The organism is Gilliamella sp. ESL0443 (assembly GCF_019469165.1).
GTDB classification, from domain to species: Bacteria; Pseudomonadota; Gammaproteobacteria; order Enterobacterales; family Orbaceae; genus Gilliamella; species Gilliamella apicola_E.
Genome location: NZ_CP048263.1, coordinates 523,387 through 545,869 on the forward strand (window position 1 = coordinate 523,387; position 22,483 = coordinate 545,869).

Consider the following 22,483-nt stretch of genomic DNA (forward strand, 5'->3'; position numbering starts at 1 on the left):
GATGTCCTTTTTTCACAAGACCCGCTAAATGCGGGTTTTTTAGTTTAAAAAAAAGATAAAAAATAATTTTATATAAAGAGAGTCAACAATGAATAAGCCTACATTAACACAAATAATCAAAACCATTGGTTATTATCAGGATCCGACTCAGGTATTTTATCAACTTTGTGATAATAAACCGGCAACATTGTTGCTTGAATCTGCCGAAATTGATAATAAACAGGGGATTAAAAGCGTAATGATCATTAATAGCGCTTTAACTATTTCGGCCCTAAACAACGAAGTGACTTTTCAAGCTTTAACCAGCAACGGACAAAAATTATTACCTTTGTTAGAGCAAGCATTTCCTGATAACGTCACTAAAACAAAAATAGATGAACATAATCTTAAGTTAGTGTTTCCACCTATTGATGGTTTGCAAGATGAAGATTCTCGCTTGAAGTCATTATCGATTTTTGATGCATTAAGAACATTATTAAATATCGTTAATATTCCCGAAAAAGCGAGTTCAGATGCCGTTTTTGTCGGTGGATTATTTGCGTATGATTTAGTGACAAATTTTGAACATTTACCAATATTACCAACTGAACAACGTTGTCAGGATTTTCGTTTTTATTTAGCTGAAACTTTATTGGAAATTAATCACAAAGATCGCGTTTCATTATTAAAAGCAACGGCCTTTACTTCTTGCACTGATGAGATTGCACGCTTAAATCAACGATTAGATGAATTTCAAAATAAACTCAATCAACCAATGAGCACAATTAAAAGGCAATCGTTGGCTGAAATGGATGTTGCTTGTAATAAGAGTGATGATGATTTCAATACCATTGTTAAGAAAATGCAAGATGCGATTCAACAAGGTGAAATCTTCCAAGCTGTTCCATCTAGACGTTTTTCATTACCTTGTCCTCAACCATTATCTGCATATCAAGTCTTAAAAAATAATAATCCAAGCCCTTATATGTTTTATATGCAAGACGAGGATTTTGTTTTATTTGGTGCCTCACCTGAAAGTGCACTCAAATATAATAAAGCCAATAATCAAGTTGAAATTTATCCAATTGCTGGTACTCGCCCACGTGGTTTAAACACTAATGGCGAGATTGATTACGATTTGGATAGTCGATTAGAGTTGGAAATGCGCACCGATAAAAAAGAGTTAGCTGAACATTTAATGTTGGTCGATTTAGCACGAAATGATTTAGCTCGAATTTGCCAGCCAGGGACGCGATATACCAAAGAGTTATTAAAAGTTGATCGTTATTCTTACGTTATGCATTTAGTTTCAAGAATTGTTGGTCAACTACGTCAAGATCTTGATGCACTACATGCTTATCAAGCTACCATGAACATGGGAACATTAACTGGAGCGCCAAAAGTTAGGGCAATGCAGTTAATTGCCGAATCGGAAAAAATAAAACGGGGTAGTTATGGTGGGGCAGTTGGATATTTTACTGCCAATGGTGATCTTGATACTTGTATCGTTATTCGCAGTGCTTATGTGGAAGATGGTGTTGCAACCGTACAAGCTGGATGTGGCGTGGTTTTAGATTCAGAACCACAAGCAGAATCGGATGAATCACGTAACAAAGCACGTGCTGTTGTTCGCGCGATTATGGCAGCACATAATGTAGAAGGTGTATTCTAATGGCTAATATCTTATTTCTTGATAACGTTGATTCGTTTACTTATAACTTAGTCGATCAGTTACGTCACAATCAACATAACGTGACAATTTATCGCAACACAATTCCAGCTGATGTGATCATCGAAAAATTATCACAAATGCAAAATCCTATCCTAATGTTATCACCAGGACCTGGAGCACCGAGTGAAGCAGGTTCAATGCCTGAATTACTTAAACGTTTAAAAGGTAAATTACCGATCATTGGTATCTGTCTTGGACATCAAGCGATTGTTGAATCTTATGGTGGTATGATTGTCCCTGCGGGCGATATTTTACATGGAAAAGCTTCATTAATTGAACATGATGGGCAAGCGATGTTTAAAGACTTACCCAATCCATTACCGGTCGCGCGCTATCACTCATTAAAAGGTGAAAACATACCGAAAACATTAACCGTCAATGCCATGTGTAATAATATCGTTATGGCAGTACGTAATGATCAAGATCGGGTTTGCGGTTTTCAATTTCATCCTGAATCAATTTTAACGATTCAAGGGGTAAAATTATTAGAACAAACCATTGAATGGGCACTGAATCCACCACAAAAACAGCCAGAAGCAAAACAAGAAGCCATTGTTGATAAGCAAGAATACAATATTCAACCGATTTTAAATAAATTGTACTTAGGGCAAGTATTGTCTCAAGAAGAGAGTAAAATACTGTTTAATTTAATTATTCAAGGTAAAATAGAACCAACGGTACTAGCAACCGCTATCATTAGTATGAAAGTTCGGGGTGAAAAACCTGATGAAATTGCCGGAGCAGCTCAGGCCTTACTTGAAAATGCTGATCCATTTGAAGTGCCTGATTATGATTTTACCGACATCGTTGGGACTGGTGGAGATGGAACTAACAGCATCAATATCTCCACAGCCAGTGCTTTTGTTACTGCGGCATTAGGGTATAAAGTTGCTAAGCATGGTAACCGTGGTGTGTCGAGCAAATCAGGATCATCAGATGTTTTATCCGCTTTAGGTATTAAACTAAACATGTCAGCGGAAGCATCTCGAAAAGCGCTTGATGAATTAGGTGTGTGTTTCTTGTTTGCTCAGCAATATCACTCAGGATTCCGCCATGCTGCACCAGTACGTCAGCAACTTAAAACACGAACAATTTTTAATGTTCTTGGGCCGTTGATTAATCCATCACGACCAAAACGTATTTTACTTGGTGTTTATCATCCTGACTTGATAAAACCGATTGCAGAAACATTAAAAATGTTAAACTATACCCATGCTTATGTGGTACATGGCTCAGGGATGGATGAAGTCGCTATTCATGGCGAAACTCAAGTTGCCGAAGTAAAAAATGGTGAAATTCGCTATTTTACTTTGACACCAGAAGATTTTGGTCTACAGCAATATACTTTGAAAGATATTGAAGGTGGAACACCAGAAATGAATCGTGATTTATTGTTAGCGATTTTACAAGGACATGGTAAACCCGCGCATGAAGCAGCTATTGCTGCAAATGTGGCGATGTTAATTAGCCTATTTGGTGAACCAGACTTAAAACAAAATGCTAAGCGTGCAATAGAATTAATGCGTAGCGGTAAAGCTTATGAGCTATTACAAAAGTTAGCAGCAAGATAATGAGTGGAGAATAAGATGGCAATTGCAGCATTAACTGAAAATGTTGAAATGGCAACGGTCTTAAAAAAGATCATTGAAGATAAACAGCTATGGCTTGCCGAGCAACAAATTAAAAATCCACTGGCTAATTTTAAAAATAAAGTTGTACCTAGTGATCGTGATTTTTACCAAGCGTTAAATCAACCGAAAACGGTATTTATTTTAGAATGTAAAAAAGCATCGCCATCCAAGGGATTAATTCGAGATGATTTTGACCCAGCAAGTATAGCCAAAGTTTACAAAGATTATGCTTTGGCAATCTCAGTTTTAACTGACGAAAAATACTTTCAAGGTCGTTTTGAGTTTTTACCAATAGTACGTAATGAAGTCACCCAACCCGTACTTTGCAAAGACTTTATTATCGATGAATATCAGATTTACTTAGCACGTTATTATCAGGCTGATGCCATCTTGTTAATGTTATCGGTAGTCAATGATGATGAATATCGCCACTTAAGCCAAGTTGCTCACCAACTTAATATGGGGGTACTGACGGAAGCTAGTACCGAACAAGAAGTTGAACGAGCTATCAAACTTGGCGCTAAAGTGATTGGTATTAATAACCGTAATTTACGCGATCTGTCGGTTGATCTCAATCGGGTAAAAACTTTATCAAAAACAATCCCTGATGATCGAATCATTATTAGTGAATCAGGTATTTATACGCACAATCAAGTTAAAGATCTTAGCCATTATGCTAACGGTTTTTTAATTGGTAGTGCACTTATGTCTGAGCCAAACTTAACCTTAGCTATCCGTAAAGTAATGCTAGGTGAAAATAAAGTTTGTGGCTTAACCCAACCACAAGATGCAATAACCGTCTACCAAGCTGGTGCGGTTTATGGTGGATTAATTTTTGTGCCTAAATCACCAAGATATATAACACCGACTAAAGCGCGTAGTGTTATCGCATCGGCACCCTTGAATTGGGTTGGTGTTTTTAAAGATAGTGATATAGATGAAGTATGCGAAATAGCTAAACAACTATCACTTTATGCAGTGCAATTGCATGGTCATGAGGATGATAACTATATCAAAACACTTCGCCAAAAATTACCCTCAACCTGTCAGATCTGGAAAGCGTTAAGTATTAGCGATAACATCCCAAATCATGATAACCCACTAGTATCACGTTACATATTTGATAATGGTGCCGGTGGAACAGGTAAAAGTTTTGATTGGTCACTTTTGCGTGACAAAGATTTAAGTAATGTCATTTTGGCTGGAGGTATTAATCCGCAAAATGTGAGTGAGGCGCTCACTACCGATGTTATTGGTGTTGACCTTAATTCGGGCGTTGAAGTTTCACCAGGAATTAAAGATAAACAAAAAATCAAATTAGTATTTGAACAAATTTAACTGATTACATTAAAGGAATGGTTATGTCTAAATTAAATCCTTATTTTGGCAAATTTGGTGGTCAATATGTGCCACAAATATTGATGCCTGTGCTTGAACAACTTGAGGATGCTTTTATATCGGCGATACACGATCCAAGTTTTCAAAAAGAATTTAACGATCTTTTGGTTAACTACGCTGGTCGCCCGACAGCATTAACACTGTGTAAAAATCTTACCGCAGGGACCAAAACAAAACTATATCTAAAACGTGAAGATTTAGTTCACGGTGGTGCACATAAAACTAATCAAGTATTAGGCCAAGCATTACTCGCTAAAAGAATGGGTAAAACTGAAATTATTGCCGAAACTGGCGCAGGTCAGCATGGCGTTGCTTCAGCATTGGCGTGTGCATTATTGGGTTTAAAATGCCGAATATATATGGGGGCTAAAGATGTTAAACGCCAAGCTCCGAACGTATTTAGAATGCGACTCATGGGGGCAACAGTTATTCCGGTTGAAACCGGCTCTGCAACCTTGAAAGACGCTTGTAATGAAGCATTGCGAGATTGGTCTGGTAGTTATGAAACCGCTCACTATATGTTAGGTACAGCTGCTGGACCGCACCCATTCCCGACTATAGTGCGTGAATTCCAACAAATAATTAGCCGTGAAGCGAAACAACAAATTTTGGAAAAAGAGGGTCGATTACCTGATGCTGTCATCGCTTGTGTTGGTGGCGGTTCAAACGCAATTGGGATGTTTGCTAATTTTATTGATGATAAGTCAGTAAAATTAATTGGGGTTGAACCAGGAGGTCATGGCATCGAAAGTGGCGAACATGGTGCATCACTTAAACATGGTAAACTCGGTATTTACTTCGGTATGAAAGCCCCAATGATGCAAACCGAAGAAGGCCAAATTGAAGAGTCTTATTCGATTTCTGCAGGCCTTGATTTTCCAGCTGTTGGACCTCAACACGCTTATTTAGATAGTATTGGTCGGGCAGATTATGTTTCTATCACTGATGATGAAGCGCTTGAAGCGTTTCAGGCCTTATCACGCAATGAAGGAATTATTCCGGCTTTAGAGTCATCTCATGCCTTAGCCTATGCACTTAAGATGATTAAAGAAAATCCAAACAAAGAACAACTATTAATTGTCAATTTATCAGGTCGTGGCGATAAAGATATTTTTACGGTTTACGATGTATTAAAAGCAAAAGGAGAAATAGAATGAGCCGTTATCAAAAACTGTTTGACCGCTTAACAGTCGAAAAACGAGGTGCATTTGTTCCTTTTGTTCCAGTTGGTGACCCTAATCCACAGCTTTCCTATCAAATTATTCAAACAATGATTGATGCAGGGGCTGATGCGTTAGAACTAGGCATTCCTTTTTCTGACCCAATGGCAGATGGTCCAACTATACAAAATGCTAATATTCGTGCTTTTAATGGTGGCATAACCGTTGCCAAATGCTTCGAAATCTTAACCAAAATCCGCGAAAACAATCCTGATATTCCAGTTGGATTATTAATCTATGCCAATTTAGTATTTAAAAATGGTATTGATAACTTCTATGCGAAGTGTGCTAAAGCAGGGGTGGATTCAGTATTAATTGCTGATTTACCTGTAGAGTATGCCGAAGAGTTTACGGGAGCTGCTGAAAAACATGGCATCGCACCAATATTTATCTGTCCACCTAATGCGGACGATGAAGTGATTGAAAATATTGCTAAACGAGGCAAAGGTTATACTTACTTAGTATCACGAGCAGGAGTAACCGGTACAGAAAACCGTGCTAATAAACCACTCACTCATTTACTCGAAAAACTAACTGAATTTAAAGCACCACCAGCAATTCAAGGTTTTGGTATTTCAGAACCCGCTCAAGTTAGTGAAGCAATTAAATCGGGTACAGCGGGAGCTATTGCTGGATCGGCAACGGTTAAAATCATTGAAAACAATCTTAATAATCCAGACAAAATGCTGAGTGAATTATCAACTTTCGTTAAAACCATGAAAGCAGCAACGCAAAAGTAACATTAACCAATGATTAATCCGCTGAATATTAGGCGGATTAATTCACTTGAAAAACGAATAATTATACATATATAAAACCTAACTATAGATTAATCATAATTGTTCACCAGTTAAAAATCATAGCCCCTTAGTTTCAATAACTTTAAGCTTTTTGTGAATTCTGATATGATTTTGGGTTGCAATTTTTACAAAATACAGTATAATCTTCAGCCATCTATCGCGGGGTGGAGCAGCTTGGTAGCTCGTCGGGCTCATAACCCGAAGGTCGTTGGTTCAAATCCAGCCCCCGCAACCACTTAAATTTTCATTCATATTAATCTATCCTATTTTTATTGTCTGAAAGTTCGAATCAAGTGGCTTCATTATATTATGTTTTATATGTAGCCTCGCTTGTCGGGGTTTTTTTATATGATTTAAACGTTAGTTTAAAAGGAATGTTGGGCTTTATGCCCTTTTTTATTTTCTGCAGTGGAGGTTTGTTTGGCTAATTTAGAACAGCAATTGACCGAAATCATCCAAGAGCCTGTTAATGCACTTGGCTTTGAGCTAGTTGGGGTTGAATACATTCGTGGTCGTTACCCAGTTTTGCGCGTATATATTGATAGTGAAAATGGTATTACCGTTGATGATTGTGCTGATGTTAGTCGACAAATTAGTGCGGTACTTGATGTAGAAGACCCAATTAAAGATGCTTACAATCTTGAGGTCTCCTCACCAGGTATGGATCGACCTTTGTTTACGCTTGAACATTACCAACGTTTTATTGGTGAAGAAGTCACAATAAGTTTGCGTATTCCTGTTGCCAATCGCCGCAAGTGGAAAGGAAAGATTAAATCCATTGATAATGAAATGATTACATTAATCGTGGATGAAAATGATGAAGTGTTTGCTTTTAGTAATATACAAAAAGCGAACATTGTACCTAATTTTAACCTTAAATAGAGTACGGGTGTAAAGGATGAATAAAGAAATTTTAGCTGTTGTTGAAGCGGTATCTAATGAAAAGGCACTTACACGTGACAAAATTTTCGAAGCGCTAGAAACCGCGTTAGCAACGGCCACTAAAAAGAAACATACTGTTGATATAGATGTTGTCGTAAAAATTGACCACAAAACGGGTGATTATGATACGTTCCGCCGTTGGTTAGTGGTTAATGAAGTGACTCAACCTACTAAAGAAATCACATTGGAAGCAGCTCAATTTGAAGATCCTAATGTAAAAGTAGGTGACTATGTTGAAGAACAAATTGAATCAGTCGCATTCGACCGCATTACAACACAAACAGCTAAACAAGTCATCGTTCAAAAAGTACGCGAAGCTGAGCGTGCTATGGTTATTGACATGTTTAGAAACCGAATTGGTGATATCGTAACGGGTATTGTTAAAAAGACCAACCGTGATAGTGTTATCCTTGATTTAGGTAATAACGCTGATGCAATGATGTCTCGCCATGATATGTTACCACGTGAAAACTTCCGAATTGGTGACCGTGTTCGAGGTATTTTATATCTTGTAGAACAAGATAATAAACCAGCACAACTCTGTGTTAGTCGTTCAAATCCTGAAATGATGGAAGAACTATTCCGTATAGAAGTACCTGAAATCGGCGAAGAGATGATCGACATCAAAGGTGTTGCTCGTGATCCAGGTTCTCGCGCTAAAATTGCTGTTAGCAGTAATGACCGCCGTATTGACCCTGTTGGTGCATGTGTCGGTATGCGAGGTGCTCGCGTTCAAGCTGTTTCGAATGAATTTGGTGGTGAACGTATTGATATTGTTTTATGGGATGATAACCCAGCTCAATATGTTATTAATGCTATGGCACCAGCCGATGTAGTATCTATCGTAGTTGATGAAGACAAACACACTATGGATGTTGCCGTTAATGCAGATACCTTACCGCAAGCTATCGGCCGTAATGGACAAAATATCCGTTTAGCATCACAACTTACTGGTTGGACGTTAAACGTCATGAGTACTGAAGATCTTCAAGAAAAACACCAAGCAGAATCTTTCGCAGCAATCAATAACCTAATGAAACATTTGGATATTGAAGAAGATCTTGCGCAACTTTTAGTTGAAGAAGGATTTACTTCACTTGAAGAGCTTGCTTATGTACCAGTAGATGAGTTACTTGAAATTGAAGAACTTGATGAAGAACTGGTTGATGCATTAAGAAATCGAGCAAAAGATGCCTTAACGACTATCGCACTTGCTCACAGTGGTGATAAACGACCTGCACAAGATCTATTAGATCTACCAGGTATGACACAAGAATTAGCCTATCAATTAGCACAACAAGATATTGTGACTCTAGAAGATTTAGCTGAACAAGGTACAGATGATCTTACAGACATTGAAGGTTTAACAAGCAAACAAGCTGGCGATTTTATTATGGCTGCCCGTAATATTTGTTGGTTTGCAAATGAATAATTGAGGGAAAGTTATACATGACCAAAGTATCAATCGAAACACTGGCTCAAGAAATAAATACACCAGTGCAAACACTTTTGCAACAGTTTGCTGATGCCGGAATGAAAAAGACTGCATCAGATACTGTTACTCAAAAGGAAAAAGAAGCTTTGCTTGCGCATTTAAAACCTCAGCAAGGCCCAACAAAATTAACTTTACAACGTAAAACACATTCAACACTAAATGTGTCAAGCGGTGGTGGCAAAAGTAAAGAAATCAAAGTCGAAGTTCGTAAAAAACGCACTATCGTGAAACAAGATCCTGCTGAATTAGAAAAAGCGCGTCTTGAAGCGGAACAAAAAGCGAAACAAGAAGCTGAATTGAAAGCACGTAAAGAGGCTGAAGAAAAAGCTAAACAAGAGGCTCAAGAGCAGAAGAAACGCGAAGAAGTCGAAGCTAAAAAACGCAATCAAGAAGAAAAAGCGAAAGTTGCTCAAGAACAAGCAGCTGATCCAAAAGTGAAAAAAGCGCAAGAAGAAAAAGCTCGCTTAGAAGCCGAAGCAAACGAAATCAAGCGTAAAGCGGAAGAAGAAAACCGTCGTAAACTTGAAGAAGAAGCCAAACGTATGGCGGAAGAAGCGCGCAAACTTGCTGAACAATATAGCGATAGTGATGAAACAGATAACAGTGATGATGATGACTATCATGTCACTACATCTAAATATGCTCGTGCAGCTGAAGATGATACCGACCGTGAAGTTGAAGGTGGTCGTGGTCGTGGACGCGGTAGCAAACAGACTAAACAGAAAAAATCGAGCAAATTATCAGAAGGTAAAGCAGAACGTGAAGAAGCGCGTGCTGTAACGCGTAGTAGCCACAAGAAGAAAGGCAAAAGTACGTTACAACAAAGCTTTACTAAACCGGTTCAAGCGATTAACCGCGATGTGGTTATTGGTGAAACCATCACTGTTGCCGAACTTGCTAACAAAATGGCAGTAAAAGGTTCAGAAGTGATCAAAACCATGATGAAAATGGGTGCAATGGCAACCATCAATCAGGTTATCGACCAAGAAACCGCTCAACTTGTTGCTGAAGAAATGGGACACAAAGTGGTACTTCGTCGTGAAAACGAACTTGAAGAATCACTAATGAGCGACCGTGATACTGGTGCAGAAAAAGTTTCTCGCGCACCTGTTGTGACTATCATGGGCCATGTTGACCATGGTAAAACCTCACTACTTGACTATATTCGTAAAGCAAAAGTTGCTTCAGGCGAAGCTGGTGGTATTACTCAGCACATCGGTGCTTACCATGTTAAAACCTCAAGCGGAGAAATCACATTCTTAGATACTCCAGGCCATGCTGCATTTACATCAATGCGTGCTCGTGGTGCTAAAGCAACCGACATCGTGGTATTAGTTGTTGCAGCTGATGATGGTGTGATGCCACAAACTATTGAGGCGATTCAACATGCGAAAGCGGCAAATGTACCAATTGTTGTTGCAGTAAACAAAATTGATAAGCCAGAAGCCGATCCGGAACGTGTCAAAGGTGAACTTGCTCAATATGGCGTGATGTCAGAAGATTGGGGCGGTGATACTCAGTTCGTTCATGTTTCAGCAAAAGCTGGTACAGGAATTGACCAACTACTTGAAGCGATTTTATTACAAGCAGAAGTACTTGAACTTACTGCTTATGAATCAGGTATGGCTAGCGGTGTCGTTATCGAATCATTCCTTGATAAAGGTCGTGGTTCCGTTGCTACAGTACTTGTTCAATCAGGTACCTTACGTAAAGGTGATATCGTATTATGTGGATTTGAATATGGTCGTATTCGTGCAATGCGCAACGAATTAGGTAAAGAAGTTACCGAAGCGGGCCCATCAATTCCGGTTGAGATTTTAGGTCTTTCAGGTGTACCGTCAGCAGGTGATGAAGCAACAGTTGTACGTGATGAAAAGAAAGCACGTGAAGTTGCCTTATATCGTCAAGGTAAATTCCGTGATGTTAAACTTGCACGTCAACAAAAAGCGAAACTTGAAAACATGTTTACTAACATGACTGAAGGTGACGTATCTGAACTTAATATCGTCCTTAAAGCTGACGTACAAGGTTCGGTTGAAGCAATTTCTGATTCATTACTTAAACTATCAACAGATGAAGTTAAAGTTAAAATCATTGGTTCAGGCGTAGGTGGTATTACCGAAACTGATGCATCACTTGCAGCAGCATCTAATGCTATCATCCTTGGTTTTAATGTTCGTGCCGATGCTTCAGCGCGTAAAGTTGTTGAAGCTGAAAACTTAGATTTACGTTACTATTCAGTTATTTATGACTTAATTGATGAAGTTAAACAAGCCATGAGCGGTATGCTTGCTCCAGAATACAAGCAAGAAATTATTGGTCTTGCTGAAGTGCGTGATGTATTTAAATCACCTAAATTTGGTGCAATCGCTGGTTGTATGGTAACTGAAGGCGTAGTTAAACGTCATAACCCAATCCGTGTATTACGTGATAACGTGGTTATCTATGAAGGCGAACTTGAATCATTACGTCGCTTCAAAGATGACGTTAACGAAGTTCGTAACGGCATGGAGTGTGGTATTGGTGTTCGTAACTACAATGATGTTCGCGTTGGCGATACTATCGAAGTCTTTGAAACTGTCGAGATCCAGCGTACTATTTAGTTAATACGCTAAATAAGCAAGGTTTTTATAAACCTTGCTTATTCACATTTTAAGGAAAATAGATATGGCAAAAGCATTTAATCGATCATCTCGGGTCGGACACGAATTACAAAAAGAGATTGCGATTATTTTACAGCGTGAAATCAAAGATCCACGTTTAGGCATGGTAACGGTTTCGGGTGTAGATATTTCACGTGATCTCTCTTATGCAAAAGTGTTTGTAACGTTTTTAAATGATGATGATCCACAAGTTATCGAGCAAGGATTGACTGTCTTAAATGATGCTAAAGGGTATATTCGAACACTCATTGGTAAAGCAATGCGTTTACGAATTATTCCTGAAATTAAATTCTTTTATGATGAATCACTTGTTAAAGGTATGCAGATGTCTAGTCTAGTATCTGATGTTATTAAACAAGATAACGAACGTCATAAAGATTAATAATAAAATTGCTCAATATTGTAAAAAATATTGAGGAGTGTGATCCGTTTCAAATAAAATATCGATGATGAATATAAAAAAAACTCGCCGTGATGTTCACGGCGTTTTGTTATTAGACAAACCACAAGGCATGACATCAAATGATGCCTTACAAAAAGTGAAAAGATTATTCAACGCAAAAAAAGCAGGGCATACTGGCGCGCTAGATCCATTAGCCACTGGAATGTTACCTATCTGTTTTGGTGAAGCGACGAAATTTTCACAATACTTATTAGATTCTGACAAACGCTATCGCGTGATCGCCAAATTGGGTGAACGTACCGATACGTCTGATGCGGATGGTCAAATAATTTCTACTAGATCGGTTAATATCACTCAATCACAAATCGACGAAGCATTAACTCATTTTCGCGGCGATATTTTACAAGTTCCAACCATGTTTTCGGCTTTAAAATATCAAGGCAAACCACTTTATGAATATGCTCGTCAAGGTATTGTTATAGAGCGAGAAGCTAGACCCATTACAATTTATGAAAACCAGTTTATCCAATACGATTCAACTAAGCACGAATTAACCTTAGAAATCCATTGTTCAAAAGGGACTTATATTCGTACCATTATTGATGATTTAGGTGAATTACTTGGCTGTGGGGCACATGTAATTTATTTAAGACGTCTACAAGTATCAAATTATCCTATCGATAATATGATCACCCTAGATGAATTGCAAAATGAACCAATGCTTATGCCAGTCGATAGCCCATTACAAGACTGCCCTAAAGTGGTATTAAGTGAAAGCCAAGGTAAAGACATTTTATTAGGTAGAACCGTAATTGTTGAAAACAGTGTAAGTGTTGAAACATTAGTCAGAATTTATCAAGGCCAACAATTTATTGGTGCAGGAACTCAAATCCTTAATAAATTGTCACCTAAAAGATTAATTTCAACATCCTAATTAAATCGTTAATCAATTTAAAATATTAGCAATTAGTAAAAAACATTTCGGTATCAATAGTATGGCATTGTGATAATGATGTCATATTATGTTCAAGAAGATCACATAACAATTGTGCTGATTTACATCCCATTTTGTATAAAGGCTTATTGACTCTACTCAATTGATCTAATTCATTATATTGAAGATCATTGGTATGGCTAATATAAGTAATTGCAAGCGGATGTAGTAATTGTGATTGGCTCTTTTTGACTTGGTGTAATGCGCCAAAAAGTGAACGATAATTCGATAAATAATTTTGCGTATGATAGCAATCATAACAAGAAAGACTACTCAAATCCTCAAAAATAACGGCTGTCGGCGGCTTATTGCTTTGAAGTAGTGTCTTAATGGCATCTCGCCCATGTTCATACGTAAGGCAACCTTGAATGACATAATCACTATCAATCGGCATATTGATTCGTTGAAAAGCCTGTTGGTAGCCTTGCAAGAAAAATGAGGAGTTAGTATTTTTATCGCTATTAATAAAAATTGCGATCTTATTATGCCCCTGCTCAATTAAATGCTGAGTGGTTTGATATCCAATTGTCAGATGATCGAAATGAACACAGGTAAAATTCTTCTTAAAATGATTAACAAATACAATTGGTGGTAATGAATTTTTATAACTATATAGCTGGGTAAGGTATGGAGCTTGATTTATAATGATAATGCCAATAAAACAATTTTGCTTAATATATTGAATTAAATAATAGAGATCATTTTTAACCTTATAAGGAAATTGTAAATAAAACAGTTGAAACCCAGCTTCATGTAAAACTTGCTCAATACCAAAATTGATTAAGCTTTTAGAGATAAGCTGATTATCAACAACTAAAATTTTATTGCTTTCATGAACGGGTTGATAATCTTTTAAATTTTTTGATAGATCAACATTTAAAGCCTTCATCGCCTGATAAACCAGAAATTGAGTTTGTGGAGATGTTAGGTTGGGTGTTCTTAATACTCTTGATACAGATGCGATTGAAACCTTTGCTTCTTTCGCTATCATCGATAATGAGATCTTCGCCATAATTATAAATTTAGTTAAATATAAAATTACTTTAACGAGGATTATTAAAATTGTAATCAACTAAAATTCAATTTTTCGAGCAAGATTCCAAAATTTAGAAAATATCTTTTTTCCAAAATCTTTAACAATAAAGTGGTATAATTGCCATTAAATACTTTAATTCGGGTTTATCATATGTCTGCATGGAATATCGCCATTGTTGGTGCGACAGGACAAGTAGGTTCTGCGCTAATTGAGTTATTAAATGACTCAAAAACTATTGAAATTGAAAATCTCTATTTAGTCGGTAGCGATAACAGCGCTGGCGAAGTAGTTCGTTTTGCCGGTAAAAATTTAACCGTCATTGATAGCGAGCAAATGGATTGGAGTCAATGCCATTTTGCCTTTTTTGTTGCAGGTACTAAAACTAGCGAAAAATATGCTCAAACAGCTGCTCAAGCAGGCTGTATCGTTATTGATGCGAGCGGATTTTTTGCTGATCAAGACCATATCCCATTAATTGTACCTAAAGTAAATAACAGCGTATTAACCGAATATCGCAATGAAAATATCATTGCTGTTGCAAGCCCAACCGTATCTCAATTATTACGTTGCGTTGCATCACTAACCGATATTCAATTACTGACTAATCTTCATTTAACCAGCTTTATTCCTTCATCATTATATGGCAAGCCAGGTGTGGATGAACTAGCAGGACAAAGCGCTAGATTACTCAATGGAATGCCAGTTGATAACGAGCTATTTGACAATCAACTTGCCTTTAACTTATTACCGCTTTCGCATGAGTCTGACCACCAAAGTTTAGGTGAACACACTCAAATTAACCAAATTCGTAAAGTGATAAGTAATTATGATTTACCTATTTCAATTGAATCCGTAATTGTGCCGGTCTTTTATGGACTAGCTCAAGCGGTGAATGTTTCCAGTAGCTTACCCATTGAATTAGACATGGCTCGTTTTAGTGAATTTGGCGTTGAAGTAAAAAGTGAAGATTTACCAACCCCAGTAACTGAAGTCAATACCGAAGGTGAAAAGAACTTAACCATTAAACTCGCTAATTTACGACACAGCTATGGAAATTATGAACAAATTCAATTTTGGTCAGTAGCAGATAATATCCGTTACTTAGGTGGACTAATGTTAATCGAGACACTTGAGATCCTGATTAATGACTACCTCTAAAATTGCATTAGGTATCGAATATGATGGTAGTGGCTATTTTGGTTGGCAACGACAACAGCACGTTGACTCTATCCAAGAAAGGTTAGAATCGGCTTTGTCTGTCATAGCTAACGAGCCAATAGCCGTATTTTGTGCAGGACGAACCGACGCTGGTGTACATGCCACAGGGCAAGTAATTCATTTTGAAACTAACGCTCAGCGCGGTGAAGGAGCATGGACAATGGGCGTAAACTCTCATCTTCCTGACAATATCGCTGTACGGTGGTCAAAAAGTGTGGATGACAGTTTTCATGCTAGATTTAGCGCAACTGCTCGGCGTTACCGATATGTGATTTATAATCATCGTTATCGTCCAGCAATTTTGGCCAAAGGCGTGACGCATTATTATCTGCCATTAAATGAAGAACTGATGCATCAAGCGGGGCAATATTTATTAGGTGAAAATGATTTCTCATCATTTAGAGCTGCGCAGTGTCAATCGCGAACGCCCTGGCGTAATATTCATCATATTCAAGTTACAAGACAGGGTGAATATGTTATTGTCGATATCAAAGCAAATGCCTTTGTACATCATATGGTACGCAATATTGTCGGAAGTTTGTTAGAGGTTGGTGCAGGTAATCAACCACCGCAGTGGATTGATGAGCTATTAAAAGCGAAAGATCGTACTCAAGCTGCAGCAACCGCGAAACCTGAAGGTTTATATTTGGTTCAGGTAGATTATCCATTAGAATATCAAATTCCTGATTGCGCTTTAGGGCCATTATTTATAAAGTAAGCAAATTAGCTATAGATTAAATTAAATAAAAAGATGAATGCAATGAATACTGATGATTCAAATAAAGAACTCAAAAATCAAGACGCAAAAAAATCAAAAGTACAAAATATAAAATTACCACCTCACTCAATTGAGGCAGAACAAGCCGTGCTTGGTAGCCTAATGCTGGATAATCAGCGTTGGGATGTTGTTGCTGAAATGATTACCGACCGTGATTTTTATTCTCGTCATCACCAACTTATATTTTCAGAAATGCATACCTTAGTCAGTCGTGGTACCCCGATTGATTTAATCACCTTATCTGAAAGCTTAGAAAGTAAAGACTTACTTGTTGATGTAGGGGGATTTGCTTATTTAGCTGAGTTATCGAAAAACACACCAAGTGCCATTAACGTAGTGGCCTATACCGATATTATCCGCCAGCAAGCGATATTGCGGGAACTGATTAGTGCTTCAAATGAAATTGCTGATAACTGTTACTCAACTGAAGGCCGAGACAGTACCGAAATTTTAGACTTAGCTGAAAGCAAAATCTTCCAAATTGCCGAAAGCCGTACTAAGCAGGGTGAAGGACCGAAAAATATTACCGATGTGCTAGAAGCTACCGTCGCAAAAATTGAAGAGTTATTCCAGCGCCCACATGATGGCGTGACAGGGGTCTCAACCGGCTTCCTTGATTTAGATAAAAAAACCGCAGGATTACAGCGTTCAGACTTAATTATTATTGCAGCTCGTCCATCAATGGGTAAAACCACATTTGCGATGAACCTTTGTGAAAACGCCGCTATGATGCAAGATAAGCCGGTACTAATCTTTAGTTTAGAAATGCCATCAGAACAGATTATGATGCGTATGCTGGCCTCGTTATCACGTGTTGATCAGACTCGTATTCGTACAGGCCAACTACAAGATGATGATTGGGCAAGAATATCGAGCACCATGGGATTACTGCTGGAAAAGAAAAACATCTACATTGATGACTCATCAGGATTAACCCCTATGGAGCTACGCTCTCGAGCAAGACGAATTTACCGTGAACATAAAGGATTAAGTATGATCATGGTCGATTACTTACAGCTGATGCGAGTACCAAACATATCAGAAAACCGAACTCTTGAAATCGCCGAGATCTCACGCTCATTAAAAGCATTAGCCAAAGAGTTACAAATTCCGGTTGTTGCTCTTTCACAGCTAAACCGAAGCTTAGAACAACGCGCCGATAAACGACCAGTTAACTCCGACTTACGTGAATCAGGATCTATCGAACAAGATGCCGATGTAATTATGTTCATCTATCGTGACGAAGTATATAACGAAGCATCAGAACATAAAGGTATTGCAGAAATCATCTTAGGTAAACAGCGAAATGGTCCAATTGGTAAAGTACGCTTAACTTTCCAAGGTCAATTCTCAAGGTTTGATAATTACGCTGATGCGGGTAAATATTTGGATGACGAATAATTGAAGTATCGTAAATGTGAAAAACAATACTTCAATTAACGCCTTATTTTTTTATTAGCGTAGATCCGATAAAACTGGGCAAGAGTAAAAATCACTGCTTGTAAAATCACAATACAAGCACTGGTTGACGCATCTATATGAAAACTGATTAAAGTACCAGTTACCGTTGAAAATACCGATACAATTACTGCAATCACTAACATCTTTTCAAAACGTTTAGTCAATAAAAATGCAGTTATGCCAGGCGCAATTAACATCGCAATCACCAAAATAACACCTGCAGCTTTAAGTGATCCAACAATAGTCAATGCTAAAATACTTAATAAACCGTAATGTAATAATTTAACTGGCAAACCAACTACTCTTGCTTGCACGGCATCAAAACAATACAGCATTAAATCACGGCGTTTAATGATAACTAAAATCGAAACAATGCTTGCAATCGTAATAATTTGGATGAGTTCTTGATAGCTTGTTCCCAACACACTACCAAATAAAATATGATTCAAATGTTGCGACGTTTCCACTTTAGAAAACAGTACTAAACCAAAAGCAAACATTCCCGAAAAAACGATGCCCATTACAGTATCTTCCTTTATTCGACTGTTATCTTTAATGTAACCAGTAGCAACCGAACAAAATAGCCCCGACGCAAATGCACCTATTATTAAAGGGATCCCAGCTAAATAAGCAAGTACAATACCGGGTAATACCGCGTGAGAAATAGCATCGCCCATCAACGACCAGCCTTTTAACACTAAAAAGCATGACAGTAGGGCGCAAACAATACCAGTAGCTAGCGCAGCTAGAATGGCACGTTGAACAAAAGGAATTGTAAGAGGATGATAGATAAGTTCCCATATCATACTGAACCTCCTTGTCTTGCTTGGCTGATTCGGCGTGAAATCAACCCTTGTCTTGGTGCAAATAAAAATGCTGCCAAAAAGACTAAAGTTTGTAATGTCACAATCACACCACCTGTTTCACCATTAAGGAAATAACTGATCCAAGCGCCAATTGCACTCGTCAGCGCACCGATGATAACTGAAATAATTAACAACCGTGAAAATCTATCGGTAAGTAAGTAAGCCGTCGCGCCAGGAGTTACTACCATCGCTATGACCAAGATTGCACCGACCGTTTGCAGTGCAGCAACAGTACAGGCACTTAAAATAGTAAAAAAAAGAATCTTTAACTGTAATGGTTTTAAGCCAATTGAACGAGCATGAGTTTCATCAAAAAAGACCACTAACAGATCCTTCCAAAAAAACAGTAGCAAAATCAGTGAAACTAAAATAATAATTTGCACTTGCCACATATCACTATCATCAATTCCCAAAATATTACCAAAAATAATAGTTTGCACATTAACAGAAGTTGGATTTAGTGAAATGATTAAAAGACCAATAGCAAAAAAGGTCGAAAAGATAAAACCAATAATGGCATCTTCTTTTAAACGAGTGAAAGCACGTACAATTGTTATTGATAAAGCTGCTAACAAACCGGTAAAAAAAGCGCCCACTGAATAAGGTAAGCCAAGCGCATAAGCACCTGCCACACCGGGCACTACTGAATGCGAAAGGGCATCGCCCATTAAAGACCAGCCTTTTAACATCAAAAACGCCGACAAAAATGCGCAAGCTGCACCAACAATACTACTTACCCAAATGGCTTTTAACATAAAGCCATAAGTAAAAGGTTCAAGAAGCAGTTCCATTTAGTGTTGCCCTTTAGTTTCAATAACAGTTGGTTCGACTAGAAAATCTTTGTGAGCCGAGTCATCATTGCCTTCACCATAAAATATAGCTGCCCGCTCATCATCAGTTAAAATAGACATTTTACGAGGATCTTCATCTTGGTGTAATTGTTCACCAGACAAGCTTAAATAACGTAGTGCGCCACCAAATGTCATCATCAAATTTTGTGGGGTAAATGTTGTTTTAGTTTCACCAAAAGCCAACACGGTTTGATTAATCAACACTACCTGATCACAAAACTCTGGCACACTACCTAAATTGTGAGTAGAAACTAAAATCAAATGGCCTTCATCACGAAGATCTTTAAGCAGATCGATAATGGCATTTTCGGTTTTCACATCAACGCCCGTAAATGGCTCGTCTAACAATAACACCTTACCTTGTTGAGCCAAAGCTCTAGCTAAAAAGACACGTTTTTTTTGACCGCCAGAAAGTTGACCAATCTGGCGATGCTTAAAATCCAACATATTGACTCGTTCTAATGCCAGATCGACTTGTCTTTTATCTTCCTTACTTGGTATTCGTAAAAAAGACATATGACCATAACGCCCCATCATCACCACATCCGATACCAAAACCGGAAAATCCCAATCGACTTCTTCAGTTTGAGGAACATAGGCAATAATATTTTGCTTTAATGCTTGTTTTACCGAAATATCATTAAACGTCACTTGTCCTTTAGTGGGTTTTATCATCCCCATAATGCTTTTAAATAGTGTCGATTTCCCACTACCATTAACGCCGACAAGTGCACAGATAGTGCCACCATTCAAACGAAAACTCGCATCATGAATTGCTGTATGACCATTATTATAGGTCACGGTAATATCATCAACATTTAAGCAAATTTGAGTCATTATTTTTCGAATCCTTTAGCGATTGTTTCAACCGTCACTTTTAATAAATCGATATAAGTAGGAACAGGGCCATCTTTAGTAGAAAGTGAATCAACATACAACACACCACCATAAGTAGCGCCAGTTTCTTTACTTACCTGCTTAGCAGGTTTATCAGAAATCGTACTCTCACTAAATAAAACAGGTATATTATTAGCACGCACTAAATCAATAAGATGTTTAACTTGTTTAGGTGTACCTTGTTGCTCGGCATTAATTGGCCAGAGATACGCCTCTTTAAGATTATAATCACGTGCTAAATAACTAAAAGCGCCTTCACTGGTCACTAACCAACGCTGTGATTCAGGGATCTTAGCTAAACGCTCACGAAGTGGGGCATCAAGCGCCTTAATTTTTGCCACATATTCTGCGGCATTCTTATTATATATTTCGGCGTTTTTCGGATCATATTTAACCAAAGCCGCACGAATATTTTCGACATAAGTTAAAGCAAGTGTTGGTGACATCCAAGCATGAGGATTTGGATTACCTTTATAGCTACCTTCTTGAATCGGCATTGGCTCAATGCCTTCAGTTACGACAACTGAAGGCACATCTTTAATATCTTCAAAAAAGCGCTCAAACCAAAGTTCTAAGTTTAAACCATTCCACAACACCAAATCGGCAGACAGTGCTTTATTAATATCTTGTGGTGTAGGATCGTATTCATGAATTTCGGCGCCAACTTTAGTGATTGACTCCACAACCGCGGCATCACCAGCCACGTTTTGGGCAATATCTTGTATAACAGTAAATGTGGTAACAACTTTAAATTTTTTCTCATCAGCTGATGATGAATTGGTCAGACCCGTCAAAACCAGTAGCGATGCTAAAATCGCATTTAATAATGTCTTACGGTTTTTAAAAAAATTGAATTTCATTGATTAATCCTTATTGTATACTATCTGTTCGAACTCAATCAAGTACAGAAAATAAGCTGTAGATAAACGATCAGAAATGTATGAAATCCTTTTCTAGATCACTCCCTATTACTTTAAAAATGCAAAAATGATATTTTAAATGCTAATGAGAATTATTATCATTAATAAAAACAAAAGTCAAATTTTTTATTACTCAATATTAAACAAAAATACAAAAAAAGCGTAGCCAGCTACATCTATTAGAACGATAGATAATGTAGTGTTAAACTGGAGATGATATCGCACTCCATCAAAAAAGTAGAATGACAACTTATAAATAACGAGGCTAAATATGAAACTACGTAAAGTAATGATTATTGGTGTAGGAAATGTCGGTTCAACCACCGCTTATACATTAGTCAATCGTGGATTTTGTGAAGAGATCGCACTCGTCGACCTTAATAAAGACTTAGCCTACGGTCACGCACAAGATCTACTCGATGCCGCCGCTTATCGACAAAACATGATAAAAGTCAGTTTACGTGAATCGACGGACTGTGCTGATATCGATATAGCCATTATTACTGTTACCTCAGGACTGGCACAAAAAAGCAGGGCAGAAGAGCTGTCAGGCACATCTAAAATCATGGCTAATCTTATTCCCAACATGATGAAAAGCGGATTCAAAGGCATATTCCTAATTGCCACAAACCCGTGTGATGCAATTACTTATCAAGTCTGGAAACTATCTGGTTTACCTCGTCATCGCGTCATTGGTACGGGTGTTTGGCTCGATACAGTTCGCCTGCGACGATTACTCGGTGAACAAATGGATATCGGACCACAAAGTATTGATGCTTTTATTGTGGGAGAACATGGTGACTCACAATTTCCGGTATGGTCACACTCTTCAATTTATGGCATAAATCTTAATCAACTTGAAAAAAATAAAATTAATTTTGCTGACATTGGTACTAAAGCTAAAAATAAAGGCTTTGAAATCGTCAAATACAAACACTGCACCGAATACGGCATTGCCAGCACGATTGCTGAAATTTGCCAACACATTTTCACCAACAGCCATCGAGCATTAGCATTAAGTTGTATTTTAGATGGTGAATATGGGTATAAAGATGTCGCTATAGGGGTACCGGCAATTTTAGATCAGCATGGTATTAAAAAAGTGATACAACTTGATTTTAACGATCAGGAAAAACAGCTATTTGATACAAGTATTAATATTGTGAAAGGTTATATTCAACATATTAATTAATCTTATT

At 37.8% G+C, this 22,483-nt stretch carries 19 protein-coding genes and 1 tRNA gene; 15 read left to right on the forward strand and 5 right to left on the reverse strand.

The genetic code is table 11. From position 1 onward, the window contains the following. Positions 1-88 precede the first annotated feature (88 nt). The 11 genes from GYM76_RS02450 to truB all read left to right on the forward strand — a co-directional run bounded on the left by GYM76_RS02450 (position 89) and on the right by truB (position 13,197). Positions 89-1,651, forward strand: a complete 1,563-nt coding sequence (locus GYM76_RS02450) for an anthranilate synthase component 1 (protein WP_220225767.1) — start codon at positions 89-91, stop codon at positions 1,649-1,651. Beyond that, entirely contained in the window at positions 1,651-3,282 is a 1,632-nt protein-coding gene (gene trpD, locus GYM76_RS02455; RefSeq protein WP_065563373.1) for a bifunctional anthranilate synthase glutamate amidotransferase component TrpG/anthranilate phosphoribosyltransferase TrpD, read from the forward strand. Before GYM76_RS02450 ends, trpD begins: the two co-directional genes overlap by 1 nt. Before the next feature lie 15 nt (positions 3,283-3,297). Next, entirely contained in the window at positions 3,298-4,680 is a 1,383-nt protein-coding gene (gene trpCF, locus GYM76_RS02460; RefSeq protein ID WP_220225768.1) for a bifunctional indole-3-glycerol-phosphate synthase TrpC/phosphoribosylanthranilate isomerase TrpF, read from the forward strand. A gap of 23 nt (positions 4,681-4,703) precedes the next feature. Then, positions 4,704-5,897, forward strand: a complete 1,194-nt coding sequence (trpB, locus tag GYM76_RS02465; protein ID WP_065563375.1) for a tryptophan synthase subunit beta — start codon at positions 4,704-4,706, stop codon at positions 5,895-5,897. Continuing rightward, a complete protein-coding gene (trpA, locus tag GYM76_RS02470; RefSeq protein ID WP_220225769.1) occupies positions 5,894-6,700 on the forward strand; it encodes a tryptophan synthase subunit alpha in 807 nt (268 codons plus the stop codon). The genes trpB and trpA overlap by 4 nt, the downstream gene beginning before the upstream one ends. A 218-nt stretch (positions 6,701-6,918) precedes the next feature. Next, positions 6,919-6,995 (forward strand) — tRNA-Met (locus GYM76_RS02475). 185 nt (positions 6,996-7,180) lie between these two features. Next, the gene (gene rimP, locus GYM76_RS02480; protein ID WP_065563377.1) at positions 7,181-7,642 is read left to right on the forward strand and encodes a ribosome maturation factor RimP; all 462 of its coding nucleotides are present in this window, start codon (positions 7,181-7,183) and stop codon (positions 7,640-7,642) included. Between the two features lie 16 nt (positions 7,643-7,658). Beyond that, positions 7,659-9,134, forward strand: coding sequence for a transcription termination factor NusA (gene nusA / locus GYM76_RS02485; RefSeq protein ID WP_065563378.1), 1,476 nt, complete (start codon positions 7,659-7,661; stop codon positions 9,132-9,134). 17 nt (positions 9,135-9,151) lie between these two features. Beyond that, positions 9,152-11,800 carry a translation initiation factor IF-2 gene (gene infB, locus GYM76_RS02490; RefSeq protein ID WP_220225770.1) on the forward strand — a complete coding sequence of 883 codons (2,649 nt, stop codon included), beginning with the start codon at positions 9,152-9,154 and terminating at the stop codon, positions 11,798-11,800. A gap of 64 nt (positions 11,801-11,864) precedes the next feature. After that, on the forward strand, positions 11,865-12,242 hold the full coding sequence (gene rbfA / locus GYM76_RS02495) for a 30S ribosome-binding factor RbfA (RefSeq protein ID WP_065559531.1): 378 nt from the start codon (positions 11,865-11,867) through the stop codon (positions 12,240-12,242). Between the two features lie 64 nt (positions 12,243-12,306). Then, positions 12,307-13,197: a tRNA pseudouridine(55) synthase TruB gene (truB, locus tag GYM76_RS02500; protein ID WP_220225771.1), complete on the forward strand. Its 891-nt coding sequence runs from the start codon at positions 12,307-12,309 to the stop codon at positions 13,195-13,197. A 25-nt stretch (positions 13,198-13,222) separates the two neighbouring features. Here truB and GYM76_RS02505 read toward each other — a convergent pair whose 3' ends face one another. After that, a complete protein-coding gene (locus GYM76_RS02505; RefSeq protein WP_081299551.1) occupies positions 13,223-14,269 on the reverse strand; it encodes a LacI family DNA-binding transcriptional regulator in 1,047 nt (348 codons plus the stop codon). 174 nt (positions 14,270-14,443) lie between these two features. On the opposite strand from GYM76_RS02505, the gene GYM76_RS02510 reads away from it, so the two are divergent. Genes GYM76_RS02510 through dnaB form a run of 3 tightly spaced genes read left to right on the forward strand, consistent with a single transcriptional unit; the run spans position 14,444 to position 17,690 of the window. Next, positions 14,444-15,451: an aspartate-semialdehyde dehydrogenase gene (locus GYM76_RS02510; protein ID WP_220225772.1), complete on the forward strand. Its 1,008-nt coding sequence runs from the start codon at positions 14,444-14,446 to the stop codon at positions 15,449-15,451. Next, positions 15,438-16,229 (forward strand): tRNA pseudouridine(38-40) synthase TruA, encoded by a 792-nt coding sequence (truA, locus tag GYM76_RS02515; protein ID WP_065733761.1) that lies wholly within the window; start codon positions 15,438-15,440, stop codon positions 16,227-16,229. Before GYM76_RS02510 ends, truA begins: the two co-directional genes overlap by 14 nt. Before the next feature lie 33 nt (positions 16,230-16,262). After that, positions 16,263-17,690, forward strand: a complete 1,428-nt coding sequence (dnaB, locus tag GYM76_RS02520; RefSeq protein WP_267362479.1) for a replicative DNA helicase — start codon at positions 16,263-16,265, stop codon at positions 17,688-17,690. A gap of 35 nt (positions 17,691-17,725) precedes the next feature. Here the strand turns inward: dnaB and GYM76_RS02525 are convergent, their stop codons facing one another. From GYM76_RS02525 to GYM76_RS02540, 4 genes are read right to left on the reverse strand one after another with little or no spacing between them, the layout of a single operon-like run. Then, a complete protein-coding gene (locus GYM76_RS02525) occupies positions 17,726-18,556 on the reverse strand; it encodes a metal ABC transporter permease (RefSeq protein WP_220225773.1) in 831 nt (276 codons plus the stop codon). Continuing rightward, positions 18,553-19,407, reverse strand: coding sequence for a metal ABC transporter permease (locus GYM76_RS02530; protein WP_220225774.1), 855 nt, complete (start codon positions 19,405-19,407; stop codon positions 18,553-18,555). Before GYM76_RS02530 ends, GYM76_RS02525 begins: the two co-directional genes overlap by 4 nt. Further along, positions 19,408-20,304: a manganese/iron ABC transporter ATP-binding protein gene (locus tag GYM76_RS02535; protein WP_081303320.1), complete on the reverse strand. Its 897-nt coding sequence runs from the start codon at positions 20,302-20,304 to the stop codon at positions 19,408-19,410. Beyond that, complete coding sequence (locus GYM76_RS02540) at positions 20,304-21,224, reverse strand: metal ABC transporter substrate-binding protein (RefSeq protein ID WP_220225775.1); 921 nt, start codon at positions 21,222-21,224, stop codon at positions 20,304-20,306. Before GYM76_RS02540 ends, GYM76_RS02535 begins: the two co-directional genes overlap by 1 nt. Positions 21,225-21,555: 331 nt before the next feature. Here GYM76_RS02540 and GYM76_RS02545 point away from each other — a divergent pair, with 331 nt between their 5' ends. Further along, complete coding sequence (locus tag GYM76_RS02545) at positions 21,556-22,476, forward strand: L-lactate dehydrogenase (RefSeq protein ID WP_220225776.1); 921 nt, start codon at positions 21,556-21,558, stop codon at positions 22,474-22,476. Positions 22,477-22,483 lie beyond the last annotated feature (7 nt).

Coding starts and splice junctions, on each gene's coding strand:
- GYM76_RS02450 (WP_220225767.1), top strand. CDS start 89: ATGAATAAGCCTACATTAACACAAATAATCAAAACCATTGGTTATTAT.
- trpD (WP_065563373.1), top strand. CDS start 1,651: ATGGCTAATATCTTATTTCTTGATAACGTTGATTCGTTTACTTATAAC.
- trpCF (WP_220225768.1), top strand. CDS start 3,298: ATGGCAATTGCAGCATTAACTGAAAATGTTGAAATGGCAACGGTCTTA.
- trpB (WP_065563375.1), top strand. CDS start 4,704: ATGTCTAAATTAAATCCTTATTTTGGCAAATTTGGTGGTCAATATGTG.
- trpA (WP_220225769.1), top strand. CDS start 5,894: ATGAGCCGTTATCAAAAACTGTTTGACCGCTTAACAGTCGAAAAACGA.
- nusA (WP_065563378.1), top strand. CDS start 7,659: ATGAATAAAGAAATTTTAGCTGTTGTTGAAGCGGTATCTAATGAAAAG.
- infB (WP_220225770.1), top strand. CDS start 9,152: ATGACCAAAGTATCAATCGAAACACTGGCTCAAGAAATAAATACACCA.
- rbfA (WP_065559531.1), top strand. CDS start 11,865: ATGGCAAAAGCATTTAATCGATCATCTCGGGTCGGACACGAATTACAA.
- truB (WP_220225771.1), top strand. CDS start 12,307: ATGATGAATATAAAAAAAACTCGCCGTGATGTTCACGGCGTTTTGTTA.
- GYM76_RS02505 (WP_081299551.1), bottom strand. CDS start 14,269: ATGGCGAAGATCTCATTATCGATGATAGCGAAAGAAGCAAAGGTTTCA.
- GYM76_RS02510 (WP_220225772.1), top strand. CDS start 14,444: ATGTCTGCATGGAATATCGCCATTGTTGGTGCGACAGGACAAGTAGGT.
- truA (WP_065733761.1), top strand. CDS start 15,438: ATGACTACCTCTAAAATTGCATTAGGTATCGAATATGATGGTAGTGGC.
- dnaB (WP_267362479.1), top strand. CDS start 16,263: ATGAATGCAATGAATACTGATGATTCAAATAAAGAACTCAAAAATCAA.
- GYM76_RS02525 (WP_220225773.1), bottom strand. CDS start 18,556: ATGATATGGGAACTTATCTATCATCCTCTTACAATTCCTTTTGTTCAA.
- GYM76_RS02530 (WP_220225774.1), bottom strand. CDS start 19,407: ATGGAACTGCTTCTTGAACCTTTTACTTATGGCTTTATGTTAAAAGCC.
- GYM76_RS02535 (WP_081303320.1), bottom strand. CDS start 20,304: ATGACTCAAATTTGCTTAAATGTTGATGATATTACCGTGACCTATAAT.
- GYM76_RS02540 (WP_220225775.1), bottom strand. CDS start 21,224: ATGAAATTCAATTTTTTTAAAAACCGTAAGACATTATTAAATGCGATT.
- GYM76_RS02545 (WP_220225776.1), top strand. CDS start 21,556: ATGAAACTACGTAAAGTAATGATTATTGGTGTAGGAAATGTCGGTTCA.